This window comes from Planosporangium thailandense (assembly GCF_011947195.1).
Lineage (GTDB): Bacteria > Actinomycetota > Actinomycetes > Mycobacteriales > Micromonosporaceae > Planosporangium > Planosporangium thailandense.
Genome location: NZ_JAATVY010000034.1, coordinates 1 through 15,333, shown reverse-complemented (window position 1 = coordinate 15,333; position 15,333 = coordinate 1). Strand labels below are relative to the sequence as shown.

Genomic DNA, 15,333 nt, shown 5'->3' with positions numbered 1-15,333 from the left:
AGCTCCGCGGCATCACACGGTGGGGCCGGAGTTCATCAGACCGATCAGATATCTCCAGGTGGAGCGCGGCAACAACCGGGCTCTCAGGCGGTACGAGCAGGCGCGGGCTTCACCGGAATACGCGATCACCGTGATCGCGCCGTGAGGTGAGTCGCCGGCGTGAGTACGTTCATTCACTGCCCCGGATGACGTCTGGGTGTCCTGACAGCTCGATGGTGGCGCGGGGATTCGTTACCCTGCTGTCGGCGCATCGATTGGTATTGCCAGCGGTGTGGAGGGTGAGCGGTGAGGATCCGGCACCTACTACTTGCGGTCCCGTCGCATCGCGGTGATGAGCTGCGTCTGCGCTTCGTCCGGTCGGTATGACCGCCGCTGACCCTGGTGACCCCGCTAGGAGCGAGTCGTGACCGCAGTCTCCAAGCATCGTCGCACGCTGCGGCTCTGGGAAGCGCTTGCGCTCTCTCTGGGGCTGATGGGCCCGACGCTCGCCATGGCCGGCAACGGCCAGGGCGTGATCGACGCGGTCGGCAAGGCCGTTCCGCTGGTGTTCGTGCTCGGCTGCGTCGGCGTGGCCCTCGTTGCCTACGGGTTCGTCCGGCTCACCCGTTACTACAACCACTCGGGCAGCGCATACGCGCTTGTCGGTGCGACCGTCGGTCCGCGTGCCGGGTTCTTCGCCGGCTTCGCGTTGTTGGGTACGTACCTGTTCTTTTCCGTCTGCACACTCGCGGCCCTCGGCGCCTTCACCAACGCCCTGCTGGCCGCCGCCCAGCCGCATAGCGCGCAACCCTTCCAGCTCTCCTGGGGAGTGACTGTCGTCGTCGGTCTCGTGCTGTCGGGCGTTCTCAACACCCGCGACACGAAGATCGTCGCCCGTGTTCTGCTGGCGATCGAAGGCATCGGCGTCGTCTTCATGGTCGTGCTCGCCTTCGTCATCCTCGGCACCGGCGGCGCACCCTCCACGGGCATCGACTTCTCGGCGTTCACGGTGTCCGGTACGAGCTTGCAGGCCGTCATGGGTGCCGTGGTCGCGGCGTTCCTGTCCTGGGCAGGATTCGAGGCATGCGCGGTTCTCGGTGAGGAGACCGACGACCCACGCCGTAACATTCCGCGGGCGCTGGGCGGAGCGGTACTGCTGACGTCGGCGTTGTTCGTCGGCGTCATGTTCGTCCAGACCATCGGTTTCGGCACCGACGGCAACGGCCTAGAGGCGTTCAAGAACTCGGGCAACACCCTGGGCACGCTCGGCGGCCGGTACGTGGGTCTGTGGTTCGCGCTGGTGATCCTGTTCACCTCCGTGATGTCGGCGTTCGCGTCGCACCTGTCCGCCGCCGCGACCGCGAGCCGGATGATCTACGCCTTGGCCCGCGACGGGTTTGGGCCGAAGCGGTTGGCGGAGCTGGATCCACGGCACGACAGCCCGCGTAACGCCCTGTGGGCGGTGCTCGCTGTCACCGCCGTCGTCGACATCGTGTCGTGGGCGACCGGGCGGCCACGGATCGGAACCGGGAGCGCCGCTTTGGACTCGTACTTCTACTTCGCTGTCAGCGGCGCGGTCTGCCTGATGTTCGCTTATCTTCTGGTCCAGGTTGGCGTCATCCGCTTCATCGCGACCGGCCGGGTCACCATTCCGCGCTACGAGACCGTGGTGCCGCTGTTGGGCATCGGCGTCATCGTCGCTGTCTTCTACTACAACGTCAAAGGCCAGAACAGCCTGCTCGCCTCACCGTTCGTCGCGTTCGCCTGGTGTGCGGCGGGCCTGGTTATCGTGTTCGCCGCGCCCGGGCTTGCCCGGCGCATTGGCACGATGCTGACCGCGGAGCTCGGCATAGGTTCTCGCAATGATGCCGTCACCCCGGCGTCCACAGCACACCAGGAGGCCTGATGAGCATGGCCGACAGCCACTGCGGCCGGCCATCGCGCATCCCGGCCTCGCACCGTCCACCGTGGCCGATCCGTCCGCCGTCGTTCCCAGGAGGTGTTCCATGTACGACTACGTGATCATCGGTGCCGGTTCGGCCGGCTGCGTGCTCGCCGCCCGGCTCAGCGAGGACCCGGAGGTACGGGTGGCGCTGATCGAGGCGGGGCCGCCGGACTCCGCCGAGGAGATCCACATCCCGGCCGCGTTCGGCAAGCTGATGCAGACGTCGTGGGACTGGGCGTACCTGAGCGAGCCCGAGCCCGGCCTCGACGAGCGGCGCAAGTACCTGCCCCGGGGCCGGATGCTTGGTGGCTGCTCGTCGGTGAACGCCATGATCTACATTCGAGGTAATGCCGCCGACTACGAGGAGTGGCGTGCGCTCGGCGCGGTCGGCTGGGGTTGGGAGGACGTGCTGCCGTACTTCCTCCGTGCTGAGGACAACGAGCGCGGGGCGAACGCCTGGCACGCCACCGGCGGTCCACTGCGCGTCAGCGACGGCCGCTCGCAGCACCCGATCATGCAGGCCTGGGTCGCCGCGGCCGAACAGGCCGGCCACCCGCACACCGACGACTTCAACGGCCCCGCCCAGGACGGCGTCGGTTTCTACCAGCTCACCCAGCGCGACGGGCGGCGCTGGAGCACAGCGGACGCGTACCTGCGCCCGGCGCTGAGCCGACCCAACCTATGGGTCATCACCGACGCGGTGGCGACCCGGCTTCTGTTCGACGGCGACCGGGCGGTCGGCGTCGAGGTGGAGCGCGGCGGAGCGCGGTCGGAACTTCGGGCCGCCCGGGAAGTGCTGGTATCGGCCGGGGCCTACAACTCCCCGCAGCTTCTGATGCTGTCCGGCATCGGACCGGCCGACGAACTGCGCCGCCACGGCATCGCACCCCGTATCGACCTGCCGGTAGGGGAGAACCTGCAGGACCACGTCCACGTGCCGCTGGCCTACCGCACCGGCACGCCCACGCTACGGACGGCCGAGAGCGCCGAGAACCTGGAACTGTTCATCCGCGAGGGACGCGGGCCGCTCACCTCCAACATCGGCGAGGCCGGTGGCTTCTTCCGAAGCCAGGACGACCTGTCCGCACCCGACTTCCAGGTCCACGCCACGCCGGTGGCCTTCCTCGACGATGGGCTGGCAGCGGCCGACGAGGACGCCTTCATCGCCGGTGCCTGCCAACTGCGCCCCACCAGCCGCGGGCGAGTGTCGCTTCGCTCGGCGTTGCCGACAGCCAAGCCGCGCATCCTGCACAACTACCTGACCACCGCCGAGGACCTCGTGACGATGGTCCGCGCGGTACGGACGCTCCTGGACATCGCCGGGCAGCCGGCGCTGGCGCCGCATCGGGGCGAACCGCTGCGCGCCCCGGCATCGGACCGCGAGGATGACATCATTCACCACATCCGGCGTACCGCACACACCCTCTACCATCCGGCAGGCACCTGCGCCATCGGACCGGTCGTGGACGCCGAGCTTCGGGTGCACGGGGTGGCCGGCCTGCGGGTGGTGGACGCCTCGGTCATGCCGACGGTGGTGCGCGGCAACACCAACGCCCCGACGATCATGATCGCTGAAAAGGCCGCCGATCTGGTGCGCGGCCGGGCACCGGGGAGTACTCACACGATGAGCGTGATGTCGTGTGGGCTCGCCCAGCCCGCCGTGTTGGACCACCCGCATGAATATCCTAGGACGCTGTAGGGGTAGTCATCCGTGTCATAACTCCAGATCCGGTGGGTGCCGGTCAACCTGCGTCCACGGCCGATGGCTGGCCCCAAGGTTCTGGGGAGGGCTGGTGTTCGGGCCATGGTGCGACCGGATCGGTCCGATCTTGGTGGCCGCCGTACGGGATCATGGGGTCGTGGCCGAAGGTGATCAGAGGGCATCGCGTAGCTATCGACATCGACCCTGGCTGGCCTTCACGGTCGTGGTCAGTCCCGTCCTGCTGTCCTTCGTCGGGGTCGTGCTCGTCCATGCGGTGACGCACCCGAGCTACCGGTCACTGATGGCGGTACTGGTGGCGCTGGCGTTCTTCGGTGGCGCGCAGGCTTTCGTCGTGCTCAGCTGGCGGATGCGCACCGTGGTCGACGATGCCGGGGTGACGCAGTACTGGATCCTGCGCCAGTACCGCATGCAGTGGTCCGAGGTGACCGCGATGGAACTGGTTCGGTCTGTGAGGCGCTGGTACGTGCGTATCCACTGTGGGGAACGGACGTTCGAGACGATCCCATGCCTGCAACTGTACGGTTCCGTCTCGCCCTGGCAGGTACGCGCTCTGTTCGGGCTTCCCTCGGGCGCTCCGCGGGCCGCTGAGGCGGCCTACGAGGACATGCGGCGCCGCTGGAAGGCCCATCAACGCCACCGATGATCCGACCCTCGGGCGTGATGCCGGCCAATACCCGCGGGCCGTGTAGGGCGACCGATTATCTGCGGCCACCCAACCCGTACGAGGGGCAGGACGGCTCGCCGCATAGAGATATGCGGTAGGCCATCGAAGAACACCGTGGTGGCCGGACTGACTCGCTGGGCCGGTAGTGTCTGCGATGTGCCGGACCAGACCACCGATGTCCGAGGCGACGGGCGCCGCGGTTGGTTGATCCTGCTGGGAGTGCTCGGCGTCGGGTTGGCGCTGGTCTGTCTTGCCGGGGTTGCGCTCCTCGGGCCGTGGCTGCTCGCAGCCCGGCAGGAGCAGCAATGGCAGCGCAGGTGCGAGGCCGGTCTCGAGGGCTGAGCACCGGTCTCCTCACCGGGCGTCGGGGCGACGGCATCGACCGGGGCGACGGTCGGGTTCGGGCTGTTCGCACTGCTGACGCTGTACGTCTGCATCCGCGTAGCGGTGATGAGGGCGGTCGCCACCCCGGAGGGACTGATCTTGAATGGACTGTTGTGGACCGCGATCGTGCGATGGGAGCGGATCTCTAAGGTGGTCGGTGACGACACGGAGACCGACTTCGGCCTGATCCCGGTGCGTGCCCCGGTGCTGGTCCTCACCGACGGCCGGCGGTTCAAGGTCAGGCAGGCATCCTGCTACGACCTCAGCGCGCGCAGCAGCCGTCACCACACGAACACCTGGGTCGACCACGTCGCCGCCGAACTCGAGATCATCCGGCTGGCCTACAGTTCCCGACCGGAGACCGCGTGAGCTCATAGCGTCGATGCGTTTCAATGTTGGTATGGGCTATGTGTTGACGATTGTGCTGTTCGCTGCGCTGGTGATGCTGGGGGTGTCAACCTCGCGTTCCACGAAGCAAGCGGACATGTCCGCGCGTCTAGCGAAGATCGAACGCAAGCTGCAGGCGGTGATGGATCACCTCGGTGTTGTCGAGGCCGAGGCGAACATGCCCGAGGTGGAAAGTCGTCTCGATCGGGGGGAAAAGATCCAGGCCATCAAGGCCTACCGTGATCTGACCGGTGCCAGTCTCAAGGAAGCCAAGGACGCGGTCGAGGAGATGGCGAAGACTCGTGGCCTTTGAGAAGGCAAGCCACCCGCCGCAAACGGAAGTGATCACGTGGCTGGTCAGCCTGTGGCGCCAGCGGAGCGGCCATGCCGCCGCCGTTCACCCAGCCTCGACCCAGGAGGTCACCACATCGGCCAGCACGTCCAGCGGGAGCGCACCGTTGCCCAGTACCGTGTCGTGGAAGGCCCGGATGTCGAACCGGTCACCGAGCCGTGCCGTCGCCTCCGTCCGCAGCCGCTGGATCTCCAGCCGGCCCACCATGTACGCCGGAGCCTGCCCCGGGGCGGCGATGTACCGGTCGGTTTCCGACTCGATGTCGACCTCCGCCATCACCGTGTTCTCGCGTAGGTAGGCCGCCGCGCGCTCGCGGCTCCAGCCGTACGCGTGCAGCCCGGTGTCGACCACCAGCCGGGCCGCCCGCATCGAGTCCAGCGTCAGCATGCCCAGCCGGGACAGGTCGTCGGAGTACAGGCCCATCTCGTCGGCCAGCCGCTCGGTGTAGAGGCCCCAGCCCTCGCAGTACGCGGTCGACTGGTACATCCGGCGCAGCAGCGGCAGTCCGGTCAGCTCCTGGGCGATCGTCAGCTGGAAGTGGTGGCCGGGGACCGCCTCGTGGAACGCGGTCGCCTCGCTGACGTACCGGTGACGCTCGCCGACGCCGTAGGTGTTGGCGTAGTAGACGCCGGACCGGCTGCCGTCCAGCGCCGGGGGCATGTAGTACGCGCCGGCCGCGCCGGGAGCCTCGTCGTCCGGGACCGGCCGCACCTGACAGCCGCGGCTGGGCAGCCGGCCGAACCAGCCCGGTGCCGCCGCCTCGGCCCGGGCGATGGTGGACCGGGCGTGCGCCAGTAGCGCGTCGGCGTCCTTCCAGCGCAGCGCCGGGTCCTCGCGCAGCAGGCGACGCACCAGCGCCGGGTCGCGCTCGCCGAGGGCACGGGCGCCGATCTCGGCGTACTCCCGGTCCAGTCGGGCAATCAGGTCCAGCCCGGTGTGGTGCAGGTCGTCGGTGTTCCGGTCGGTGGTGGTGTGCCGCCGGCACAGCGCGGCGTAGAACTCCTCCCCGCCCGGCAGCCAGCACAGCCCCGGCCGGTCGTCGGGGCGCGACCGGGGCGCCACCTCACCGACCAGCGCCTCGCGGTACCGGGCGTACGCCGGGTGGACCCGTTCGGCCAGCAGCCGCTCCCGCTCGGCGTCGAACCCGGCGACGTCCACCCCCGACTCCGGGGTCGGTGCCGGTTGGCGCAGCGGATCGCGCTCGGGGTGGGCCAGGTACCGGTCGATGAACGCCACGGTGTCGTCGACCAGCGAGCGGACCGGAAGTCGGCCGGCGATGATGCCAGCCCGATGCCGCTGCGCGAGCGCCTCCAGCACGGCCGGGATCGCGGCCAGCCGGGCCAGGTAGCCCTCGACGACGGCGCGGTCGGTGAGGGCGATACGGGACATCCTGATCAGTAGCTGGGCGACCGGGGCGATGAAGGAGTCGACCACGGTGTACTCCACCGCCCGCACCTCGACGTCGGAACGCTCGTCCTGGATCGCACGCAGCAGCACCGCCCGGGTGATCCGCTCCTGCGGGTCCTGCCCGGCCGGGTCCAGCGCGGCCGCCCGGGCAGCAATCCCGCCCATCCGGGCGCGGCGCCGCTCGTCGCCGGCCTCGCTGTAGTCGGGCATCTCATGGTCATGCCCGCGGATCCCCATCAGCGTGGCCCAGATCGGGTGGGCCTCCCACTGCGCCTCGAGCAGGTCGTCACTGAGCGCGGTGAGTTCGGTCATCGGATCCCCTTCCCGTTGTCGCCGCCCGCTCTGTGGTTCCCCCACCCCGACCGGTGACGACCGCACTCCCGCTCCCGGAGCGGTTTCTGAGTATCGAACCTGTCAGGTCGTGTTTGTGACGGCGGTCAGCAAGCGTCTCAACTGAGCGATGAGCGCACCGTTGCCGTCGGTGGTCACCTCGCCTGCACCGCCCCGGTTGTACAGCGAACGCAGCATCGCCGCCGGCTTCCCCGAGATGCGCGCGGCAGCACCGCCGTCGACACCGTGACCCTCGATCCTCGTGACCTCGGCGCTATCCGGTCGCACCGTGATCCGCCAGGCCGCGTCGCCGGCCGACACCAGCGCCCAGCGATCCGCCCAGTCACTGAGGTCGGCCGCAAACTCTTCGGGGAACAGGCGGGTGAGCTCACCGAGAAAACCCGTCAGCATCTCGTCAACGCCGTCGATGGCTTGATCCGACGGTATGGGCGAGACCGCTTCAGTGAAGGCCAGTTCGGCATCCAACCGGTGGATGGCGGTCTCGTGCACCATTCGCCGCACCCAGTACCGCACCGTCTCGTGCGGTAGCTGACCTACGTGATCTTCGGGACGGCGGGCGGAGAACTCGTCCATCATCGCGGCGTAGCCGCGGTCAAACGCCGCCAGTGGATCTTCCTCCGCGAGATCCTGTTTCGGCGTGTCCGCTGGCATTCGTAGCCGCCGTACAACGACGTTCAGGTAGAGGTTCGCAACGTGGCGGACCAGGTCCTCGACCGTCCAGCCGGGGCAAGTCGGCACTGGCGAGGTCAGGCCTCGGGCCGCGGCGGTGCGGAGTCGGACAGCCTCAGCAGCCAAGCAGTCGAGTAGCCGCGACGTATCCACGCCAGTACATAAACATAGAAAGATCACGTCGCGCTACCCGGTACGGATCCGCGCCAGTCTGGCTCTCCGGAGCGCAGGGTGGTCCGCGTATACCCGTGCCCAGCACTCATGCCGCTCGACCCTCGGTTTTCCCATGAACCGACGCGTCCGTATACGAGGATGAGGGCGCACAGGACTGCAGTTCAGCGTGAGAACACTTGAGCTCGCAGGAACTCACGGACTTCGGGTCCTTGACGAACACGAGGACGTCTTCGTGCGCGATCAGGTGTATCGGGGTGCCGGCCGCGCGGGCCCGGCGCACCTGCTGTAGCTGGAAGAACGACGGCGGGCCACTCGATCGACCGGTTCGATCAGGGAGCGGCCGGTTCCCAGAGCAGGAGCTGGCGGTGGTGGCTGAAGCCGTTGCGCAGGTAGAAGTCGACCGCGCGGCGGCCGGAGTGGACGGTCACGTGCAACAGGTCCCGGGTACGGGCCTCGGCCAGGATCGCGGCCATCAGCGCGGCGCCGATGCCCTGGTTGCGGTACTCCTCGCGGACCATGACCGACTGGACGTCGCCGTACCGCCGGTCCAGCGACTCGTTGCCGGGCACCCGTTCCGCGACGAGCAGCCAGGCGGAGCCGACCACGTACCCGTCGACCTCGGCGACGAACGGCAGGTGCGTTCCCACATGGGCGGCCACCCAGTCGGCGTACGCCGCGAGCTTGTCCGGTTCGATGCCCCGCAGCTCCGCGAGCGCCGCCACATCCGCCGCGCCAGCAATCCGCACGATCATCCGGCGGAGTCTAGGCGAGTACGGGACCCGCCGCGGTCCTGCAGAGCGTCGGGCACGGTCAGCGTGCCACCACCGACAAGGTTCAGCTCAAGGCTCGGGAACGGGTCGCCCGGTGAAAGAAGTGTCATGCCCTGTTAGTGCCGACAACCTGCGCCGTCTTACCTCAGCTGAGGCAGACAGGCACTGTTGCACTGAGCGTTTGCAAGATCGCGGCAGGCTTGACCGGTGAAGCTGTCGACCCGGCCACGTCCCTGGCTGCCGCCGAAGTCGGCGTTCACCAGGTTCCGGTTCCCGGCCGAAGTGATCGTCGCCGCGGTCCGGTGGCACCTGCCCTACGGCCTGTTCTACCGAGACGTCGAGGAACTGCTGCTCGAACGCGGGATCGAGCCCGGACAGTTCCCGCGCCCGACGGCTGGACCGCGGCGGGCGCGTTGTCGGGGATGTCAGAGAGGCTCGTCGTCTGGGGAATCATGGCGGGGTCCGCAGCGTTGTCGATGCCGCGACGGCTGGGAGGCCAGACGTCGAACCGGAAAGAGGCAGTGATGAAGGTTCGCAGCTCGCTACGAGCGTTGAAGCGCAAGCCGGGTTCGGTGGTGGTGCGTCGCCGTGGCCGGATGCGTGTGGTCAACCGCGCCAACCCGCGCTGGAATAGCCGCCAAGGCTGACATCGCCGCGTGACAGCGGGAGGGCGCAGGCTTGAGGCTGCGGTGGCGTTGAACTCGGGTGGACTCAGTGTGCGTAGCGCGCAGTTCGGCGAGTTCCACGTACCCGCACGGGCAGCGCCGCGGCTTGCCAGGCCGGTCGATGTGTGCCTGGTGGCGGTCAAGGCGACGGCGGTCTCGCTGCTGGCCGGTGCCTACCCGGCGGGCTCCTGGTGCGCGGCCGTCGGCCTGCGCGCCTGCCCAACCTCCCGGGCCTACTACGACCGAAAACGCGCCCAAGGCAAGACCCACCGCCAGGCCGCCGCGGCCCTGTCCAGACGCCGCGTCGACGTGCTCTGGGCCTGCATCCGCGACAACCAGTCCTACCAGCCCAAACGGTCACGATCGGATTAGGCCACGGCGGCGTGAGTAAACCTAGGAACTCCGGCAGTTGAAGATCATTCGAGTGGTTGGGCGGGGGCTGGCGGATCTGCCGGAGAGCCATGCCGGCGGCTCGGCAGTGACGCTTCACCTGGGGGTCCGAGTGGGAGGGGCGACACGAACCATTACCCCACACTTGCTGTCCTGTCACGCGAGCTACCGGTCACGTAGCCGCTGCCACCGAGTAGGCGTGCCATGGAGCCACGGCCACCAGTACGGCCCCGGTTGCTGACCGGGTTCCGCCCGCAGATATTAAGGATCTATTACCGAGCTTTCTCGCCGGCGACGGACTGACCACACTTGTTTTGTGAAAACACGTCGGTACGGAGCCCTGGCCGGTCTGGCGGCGGCCGCCGTCGCGCTCGGAGTGGCCGAACCGCTCGCGGTCCTGACCGGGGCCCGCTCAGCGCCGCTGGTCGCCGTCGGTGGTGTGGTCGTCGACACCGTGCCTGCATCGGTCAAGGAGTTCGCGGTACGCGCCTTCTACACCCATGACAAGCTCGCGCTCCTGGTCGGCACCGGTCTGCTGGTCGCTGTGTTCGCCGCCGTCGTGGGGATCCTCGTGGTGCGGCGGCTGCGCTACGGGCTGGCCGGCGTGGCGCTGCTCGGCGTGGTCGGCGCCGTCGCGGCGGTGACCCGGCACGGTGCCTCCTGGGTCTACGCCCTGCCTTCGGTGATCGGCGCGCTGGCCGGCATGGGGGTGCTCACGGTGCTGCGCGGCCGGCTCGTTGCCGGTGCCGGGCGGGTCGGCGCCACGGCGGCCGACGACCCGGCGGGGCGGCGGAGATTTCTTCAGTTCGCCGGCGGCGCGCTCGGCGTCGGCCTGGTCGCCGGCGTCGGCGGTCGGTGGCTGGCCGCCCGCCGTAACCTCTCGGTGGCGCGGGCGGCGGTGACCCTGCCGGTCCCGGCGAGCCCCGCGGTGGCGCTGCCGGCCGCGGTCGATTTTCGGGTCAGGGACCTCGCCCCGTTCGTTACCGACGTGCGTGACTTCTACCGGATCGATACTGCTCTGAGCGCGCCGGAGGTCGACCCGGCTAGCTGGCGGTTGCGTATCCACGGCCGGGTGCGCAACCCGTTGACCCTCACGTACCAGCAGTTGCTCGCGCGACCGATGATCGAGCGGTACATCACGCTGGCCTGCGTCTCCAACGAGGTCGGCGGCAACCTGATCAGCAACGCGCGCTGGCTGGGCGTACCGATCAAGGATCTGCTCGACGAGGTGGAGCCGCTCGACGGGGCGGACCAGTTGGTCAGCCGCTCCGTGGACGGCTTCACCGCGGGCACGCCGACGGCGCTTCTGCGCGACGGCCGGGACGCCATGCTCGCGGTGGGTATGAACGGCCAGCCGCTACCGGTGGCGCACGGTTTCCCGGTCCGGATGGTGGTGCCCGGGCTCTACGGATACGTCTCGGCCACGAAGTGGCTGGCCGAGTGGGAACTGAGTAGCTTCAAGGACTTCGACGCGTACTGGGTGCGGCGTGGCTGGGCGCGGCAGGCACCCATCAAGACCGAGTCCCGCATCGACACCCCGCTGGACGGCGCGACCCGCAAGCCGGGGCCGGTGGTCGTCGCCGGGGTAGCGTGGGCGCAGCACCGTGGTGTCGGCAAGGTCGAGGTGCGGGTCGACGACGGCCCCTGGCGGGAGGCGTCCCTCGGTGCGGTGCCGTCGATCGACACCTGGCGGCAATGGAACTGGCAATGGGACGCCAAGCCCGGCAGGCACCGGCTGTGGGTACGCGCGACGGACAACGGGGGCCAGACCCAGCCTGAGGACGAAGCGTCGCCGGCGCCGGACGGTGCGACCGGCTGGCACAACGTCGAGGTCACTGTCGCCTGACTTGTACCGCACTAGAACTGTTCGCAGATGGTGTGAGCCGGCGTCCCGGAGGGCCGAGACAAGCATGTCGATGGGGACTGTCCGATCTTCGGTGTAACTAATCCGGCGCTCTCAATTGGTGGTACTCGGAACGATACGGCCTTCGAAGGTGATCGCGAAGGCGTTGAGGGCGGGCTTCCAGCGCACCGCCCACTTGGCCCGGCCCCGTCCGGTCGGGTCACTGCGACACGAGGTGACGGTGCTGCGGCGACAGGTGGCGCGGCCGCGAGCGGATTGGGCCGATCGGGCGATACTGGCGGGCCTGGCGCGGCTGCTGCCCGATCGGCTGCGGGGCGGGTTGTTCGTGCGGCCGGCCACGCTGCTGCGCTGGCATTGCGACCTGGTTCGCAGGCGGTGGACGTATCCGAGTCGACGCGGCCGGCCACCGGTGGCAGCCGAGATCCGCAGCCTGGTGTTGCGGCTGGCGCGGGAGAACTCGACCTGGGGTTACCGGAGGATCCACGGCGAACTGCGCCGGCTGGGCTACCGGGTCGGGGCCAGTACCGTCTGGGCCATCCTGAAGCGGTCCGGAGTCGACTCGGCGCCGACCCGGTCGGCGGTGACCTGGCGGCAGCTCCTGCGGGCCCAGGCACAGGGTGTCCTGGCGGTGGACTTCTTCAGCGTCGTTACCGTGGTGCTGCGCCGGCTGTATGTCCTGTTCATGATCGAGATGGGTAGCCGGCGGGTCCATCTGCTCGGCGTCACCCCACATTCAGTGGGGGAGTGGGTGACCCAGCAGGTCCGTAACCTGCTCATTGACCTTGGTGAGCAAGCTGAGCGGTTCCGGTTCGTGATCCGGGACCGTGACACGAAGTTCACCGCCGCGTTCGACGCGGTCTTCGCCGCCGCGGGGATCGACGTCCTCACCACACCGGTGCGGGCGCCACGCGCCAACGCGTACGCCGAGCGCTGGATCGGGACCGCACGTCGTGAGCTGCTCGACCGGATGCTCGTCGTCGGGCGTCGCCACCTGCAGTCGGTGCTGATCGAATACGTCGATCATTACAACTCGCACCGCCCACACCGTTTCGTTGGCACAGGCACCGCCGCTCGAACCAGCGTCACCACCGACGGCCGTAGCTGGCCGGCGGGTCGTGCGGCGCGATCGTCTCGGCGGTCTGATCGGCGAGTATTCGCAGGTCGCCTGATGTGACTGACTATCTGGCACCCACAGGGCTCGCGGCCGGCGAGCTGGCAGACTTGGTGTGGTACTCGGCCGAGCGCCGTCATCGGGCCGCTCCGAAGCCGATGCCGCTCGTGGTGGGGATCCTGGTCAGGGTGCGGCCGCCCGATGAGCGGACTGGAACAGTTCGATGAGGTTGCCGGCCGGGTCGGTCAGCAGGATTTGGCGTCCACCGGGGCCGGCGACCACGTCGCTGCGAAACGACAACCCGGCGCCGCGCAGCTGGCTGATCTCGGCGTCGAGGTCGTCGACGGTGAGGTGGATCCGGTTGCGGCCGGGGGTGGCGGCGTCGCTGGGGGTGGCGCGGGCGCCGGAGCTGGCTGGTCCGGACAGCAGTAGCCGTAGCGGGCCGCGTACGACGTCGGCGAAGGCGGGCGCGGCGCTCGTGTTCAGGGTGAAGCCGAGATGGATGGTGTAGAAGTCGATAGCCGCTTGGACGTCATCAACGAGGTAGCGAACACTGGCGTACTGGTCGGGCGCAGTCATGGCTGACTCTCTCCTTCAGGATCGGGTGGCGCTGAGAACGGGCAGCAGCTGCCTGATGCGGGCGTTGATGTCGGCTGCGACGTGCTGGAAGGCGGGATAGCTGGCCCGGTCGGTGTCGCCGGCCGCGGCGGGATCGGGGATGCTCCAGTGCACCCGCCGCGGCTGGTCCGGGAAGTCGGGGCAGACCTCGCGGGCCTTGTCGCACAGGCTGATCACGTAGTCGAACCGGCGACCGGTCATCGTGTCCCAGTGCCGGGGGCGCTGGGCGGTGATGTCGAGGCTGAACTCGTCGTTCAGCACCCGTATCGCATTGGGGTGCAGGTGGGGCTTGGGCCGGCTGCCGGCGCTTGCAACCTCGACCTGGCCGTTGGCGCGGTGACGAAGCAGGGCCTCGGCGATGGGTGAGCGGGCGCTGTTACCGGTACAGACGAACAGCACGCCGAGGCGGGGTGAGCGCCACAGGTCCACCGGGGGTACGGGCGGCGCAGCGGGTTCCCGGCGCAGCGCCGGGTGCAGCGCGGCGCCGGTTTCGGCCAGCGCGTCCGCGCAGCGATCCAGGTCCAGGTGGTAGTAGCTGTCGCGGCCGTCAAAGCTGCTGCGCACAGCGGTGACCAGCCCGCCGTCACGCAGCAGCCGCAGGTGATAGGAGACCAGGTTCTGCGGCTCACCCACCAGCGTCACCAGCTCCCGGACCCGGTAGTCGCCGACTGCGAGTTCGCTTAGCAGCCGCCACCGCAGCGGATGGGCGGCCAAGCGCACGAACGCCGGGGCGGCTTGACTCGACATCACCACACTCGGAAGATACATCAAACGGAGATGATGCATCAAGCTGATTTGATGGAATGGCTGAGTGGTGCGGAGGCGGGCAATTGAGTCCGAGCGGCAGCCCCGCGACATACCGGCCCCGGACCGGGCCGCATCGGCCGCCACGGGCCACCTGGCCCGGCGGTTGGGGCACCGCCGACGCGGTGCTGATCGGGCTGGGATCGATGATCGGAGCTGGCGTATTCGCCGCGTTCGGTCCGGCGGCTCGCACGGCCGGTAGCGGCCTGCTGATCGCGACGGTGATCGCCTACTGCAACGCGGTGGCCTCCGCGCAGCTGGCGGCGGTGTACCCGACCTCCGGCGGCACGTACATCTACGGGCGCGAGCGCCTCGGGCATTGGTGGCGCTTCACGGCCGGCTGGGGCTTCGTGGTGGGCAAGACCGCTTCGTGCGCGGCAATGGCGCTCACGTTCGCCTCCTATGCGGTACCCGGCCCATGGTGGGCGCAACGCGCCATGGCGGTGGCATGCGTGGTGGCCCTGGCCGCGCTCAACTACCGCGGCGTGACCAAGACCGTGCTGCTGACCCGCGTGCCGGTCGACGGTGGTCTGTAGCAGGTCGATCTCGGTGCGGCGGGCGCGGCCGCCGCCGGCGAGGGCGAGCAGCGCGCGGGCGTGGTCGAGTTCGGTGGCGGTGCACCCGCTGCGCTTTTCCGCCTCAGGAGCCGTGAGCAGCAGTTCGGTCAGTTCGACGCGGAAGTCGAGGCTGCGATCTTCCGCCGGCCGTTGGTAGCACGAGCAGACAACGGGTGAACGTGCTGCACGCTCGGCATCCTGCGCCATCTGCTGTCTATGTTGGCGTTCGGCTGATGACAGCCGTCAACGAAAGCTCGCCTGTTCGATATTTGTAGTCGGTTCTTATGCCCGGCACCGCTTCTGGCGGTGCCGGGCACGTTTGTTTCCAACCATTTCCGGCCGCGCACGGCCGGACCTTCGTCAAGGAGTCCCTTGTGTCTACCGCTCATTCCGATCAGCACCGCCGTCTGCCCCCGACCGGCGGCCCAGCGGCAGCCTCTCGACGCTTCCGCACTGGCCGCGCCGTCATCGACCGGGGAGGACGGCCAGTTGCTGTACACGCCGGCCGAGGCCGCCGCG

The 15,333-nt window shown here is 68.9% G+C and carries 14 protein-coding genes and 4 pseudogenes; 12 read left to right on the top strand and 6 right to left on the bottom strand.

Going from position 1 to position 15,333, the window contains the following annotated elements:
* The first annotated feature begins 403 nt into the window (after positions 1 to 403).
* The 6 genes from HC031_RS28615 (at position 404) to HC031_RS28590 (ending at position 5,395) form a co-directional block, all read left to right on the top strand.
* Positions 404 to 1,885 (top strand): amino acid permease, encoded by a 1,482-nt coding sequence (locus HC031_RS28615; protein WP_205863362.1) that lies wholly within the window; start codon positions 404 to 406, stop codon positions 1,883 to 1,885.
* Between the two features lie 100 nt (positions 1,886 to 1,985).
* Entirely contained in the window at positions 1,986 to 3,623 is a 1,638-nt protein-coding gene (locus HC031_RS28610; protein WP_167928563.1) for a GMC family oxidoreductase, read from the top strand.
* A 160-nt stretch (positions 3,624 to 3,783) separates the two neighbouring features.
* A complete protein-coding gene (locus tag HC031_RS28605) occupies positions 3,784 to 4,290 on the top strand; it encodes a hypothetical protein (protein WP_167928562.1) in 507 nt (168 codons plus the stop codon).
* A gap of 177 nt (positions 4,291 to 4,467) precedes the next feature.
* Positions 4,468 to 4,653, top strand: a complete 186-nt coding sequence (locus tag HC031_RS28600) for a hypothetical protein (RefSeq protein ID WP_167928561.1) — start codon at positions 4,468 to 4,470, stop codon at positions 4,651 to 4,653.
* Positions 4,654 to 4,794: 141 nt separating this feature from the next.
* A complete protein-coding gene (locus tag HC031_RS28595) occupies positions 4,795 to 5,064 on the top strand; it encodes a hypothetical protein (RefSeq protein ID WP_167928560.1) in 270 nt (89 codons plus the stop codon).
* A 31-nt stretch (positions 5,065 to 5,095) separates the two neighbouring features.
* Positions 5,096 to 5,395, top strand: coding sequence for a ribosomal protein L7/L12 (locus HC031_RS28590; RefSeq protein WP_205863361.1), 300 nt, complete (start codon positions 5,096 to 5,098; stop codon positions 5,393 to 5,395).
* Between the two features lie 84 nt (positions 5,396 to 5,479).
* On the opposite strand, the gene HC031_RS28585 is transcribed toward HC031_RS28590, so the two are convergent.
* The 4 genes and pseudogenes from HC031_RS28585 to HC031_RS28575 form a co-directional block, all read right to left on the bottom strand.
* Positions 5,480 to 7,153, bottom strand: a complete 1,674-nt coding sequence (locus tag HC031_RS28585) for a DUF885 domain-containing protein (protein ID WP_167928558.1) — start codon at positions 7,151 to 7,153, stop codon at positions 5,480 to 5,482.
* Positions 7,154 to 7,255: 102 nt separating this feature from the next.
* Complete coding sequence (locus tag HC031_RS28580; protein ID WP_167928557.1) at positions 7,256 to 8,014, bottom strand: maleylpyruvate isomerase N-terminal domain-containing protein; 759 nt, start codon at positions 8,012 to 8,014, stop codon at positions 7,256 to 7,258.
* A gap of 229 nt (positions 8,015 to 8,243) precedes the next feature.
* Positions 8,244 to 8,342, bottom strand: a pseudogene (locus HC031_RS34920) (site-specific DNA-methyltransferase); the annotation flags it as partial.
* A 22-nt stretch (positions 8,343 to 8,364) separates the two neighbouring features.
* A complete protein-coding gene (locus HC031_RS28575) occupies positions 8,365 to 8,787 on the bottom strand; it encodes a GNAT family N-acetyltransferase (RefSeq protein WP_167928556.1) in 423 nt (140 codons plus the stop codon).
* A gap of 288 nt (positions 8,788 to 9,075) precedes the next feature.
* Here HC031_RS28575 and HC031_RS34915 point away from each other — a divergent pair.
* The 5 genes and pseudogenes from HC031_RS34915 to HC031_RS33600 all read left to right on the top strand — a co-directional run.
* Positions 9,076 to 9,174 (top strand): annotated as a pseudogene (locus HC031_RS34915) (IS6 family transposase); the annotation flags it as partial.
* A 53-nt stretch (positions 9,175 to 9,227) separates the two neighbouring features.
* A complete protein-coding gene (locus tag HC031_RS34910) occupies positions 9,228 to 9,452 on the top strand; it encodes a 50S ribosomal protein L36 (RefSeq protein ID WP_420813692.1) in 225 nt (74 codons plus the stop codon).
* Positions 9,453 to 9,680: 228 nt separating this feature from the next.
* Positions 9,681 to 9,842: pseudogene (locus HC031_RS28560) on the top strand (IS110 family transposase); the annotation flags it as partial.
* Between the two features lie 334 nt (positions 9,843 to 10,176).
* Positions 10,177 to 11,706, top strand: coding sequence for a molybdopterin-dependent oxidoreductase (locus HC031_RS28555; protein ID WP_338090878.1), 1,530 nt, complete (start codon positions 10,177 to 10,179; stop codon positions 11,704 to 11,706).
* Positions 11,707 to 11,944: 238 nt separating this feature from the next.
* Positions 11,945 to 12,898 (top strand): integrase core domain-containing protein, encoded by a 954-nt coding sequence (locus tag HC031_RS33600; RefSeq protein ID WP_338090877.1) that lies wholly within the window; start codon positions 11,945 to 11,947, stop codon positions 12,896 to 12,898.
* A gap of 120 nt (positions 12,899 to 13,018) precedes the next feature.
* Here HC031_RS33600 and HC031_RS28545 read toward each other — a convergent pair whose 3' ends face one another.
* Entirely contained in the window at positions 13,019 to 13,414 is a 396-nt protein-coding gene (locus HC031_RS28545) for a VOC family protein (protein WP_167928554.1), read from the bottom strand.
* Positions 13,415 to 13,429: 15 nt separating this feature from the next.
* Positions 13,430 to 14,200: an arsenate reductase/protein-tyrosine-phosphatase family protein gene (locus tag HC031_RS28540; protein ID WP_240943157.1), complete on the bottom strand. Its 771-nt coding sequence runs from the start codon at positions 14,198 to 14,200 to the stop codon at positions 13,430 to 13,432.
* Between the two features lie 151 nt (positions 14,201 to 14,351).
* Between HC031_RS28540 and HC031_RS28535 the strand changes: the two are divergent.
* Positions 14,352 to 14,778 (top strand): annotated as a pseudogene (locus HC031_RS28535) (amino acid permease); the annotation flags it as partial.
* Positions 14,779 to 15,333 lie beyond the last annotated feature (555 nt).

Excerpts from the sequence above, each read along its gene's own strand:
- HC031_RS28590 (WP_205863361.1), top strand. The coding sequence starts at position 5,096 with ATGGGCTATGTGTTGACGATTGTGCTGTTCGCTGCGCTGGTGATGCTG.
- HC031_RS28585 (WP_167928558.1), bottom strand. The coding sequence starts at position 7,153 with ATGACCGAACTCACCGCGCTCAGTGACGACCTGCTCGAGGCGCAGTGG.
- HC031_RS28610 (WP_167928563.1), top strand. The coding sequence starts at position 1,986 with ATGTACGACTACGTGATCATCGGTGCCGGTTCGGCCGGCTGCGTGCTC.
- HC031_RS28575 (WP_167928556.1), bottom strand. The coding sequence starts at position 8,787 with ATGATCGTGCGGATTGCTGGCGCGGCGGATGTGGCGGCGCTCGCGGAG.
- HC031_RS28540 (WP_240943157.1), bottom strand. The coding sequence starts at position 14,200 with ATGTCGAGTCAAGCCGCCCCGGCGTTCGTGCGCTTGGCCGCCCATCCG.
- HC031_RS34910 (WP_420813692.1), top strand. The coding sequence starts at position 9,228 with ATGTCAGAGAGGCTCGTCGTCTGGGGAATCATGGCGGGGTCCGCAGCG.
- HC031_RS28545 (WP_167928554.1), bottom strand. The coding sequence starts at position 13,414 with ATGACTGCGCCCGACCAGTACGCCAGTGTTCGCTACCTCGTTGATGAC.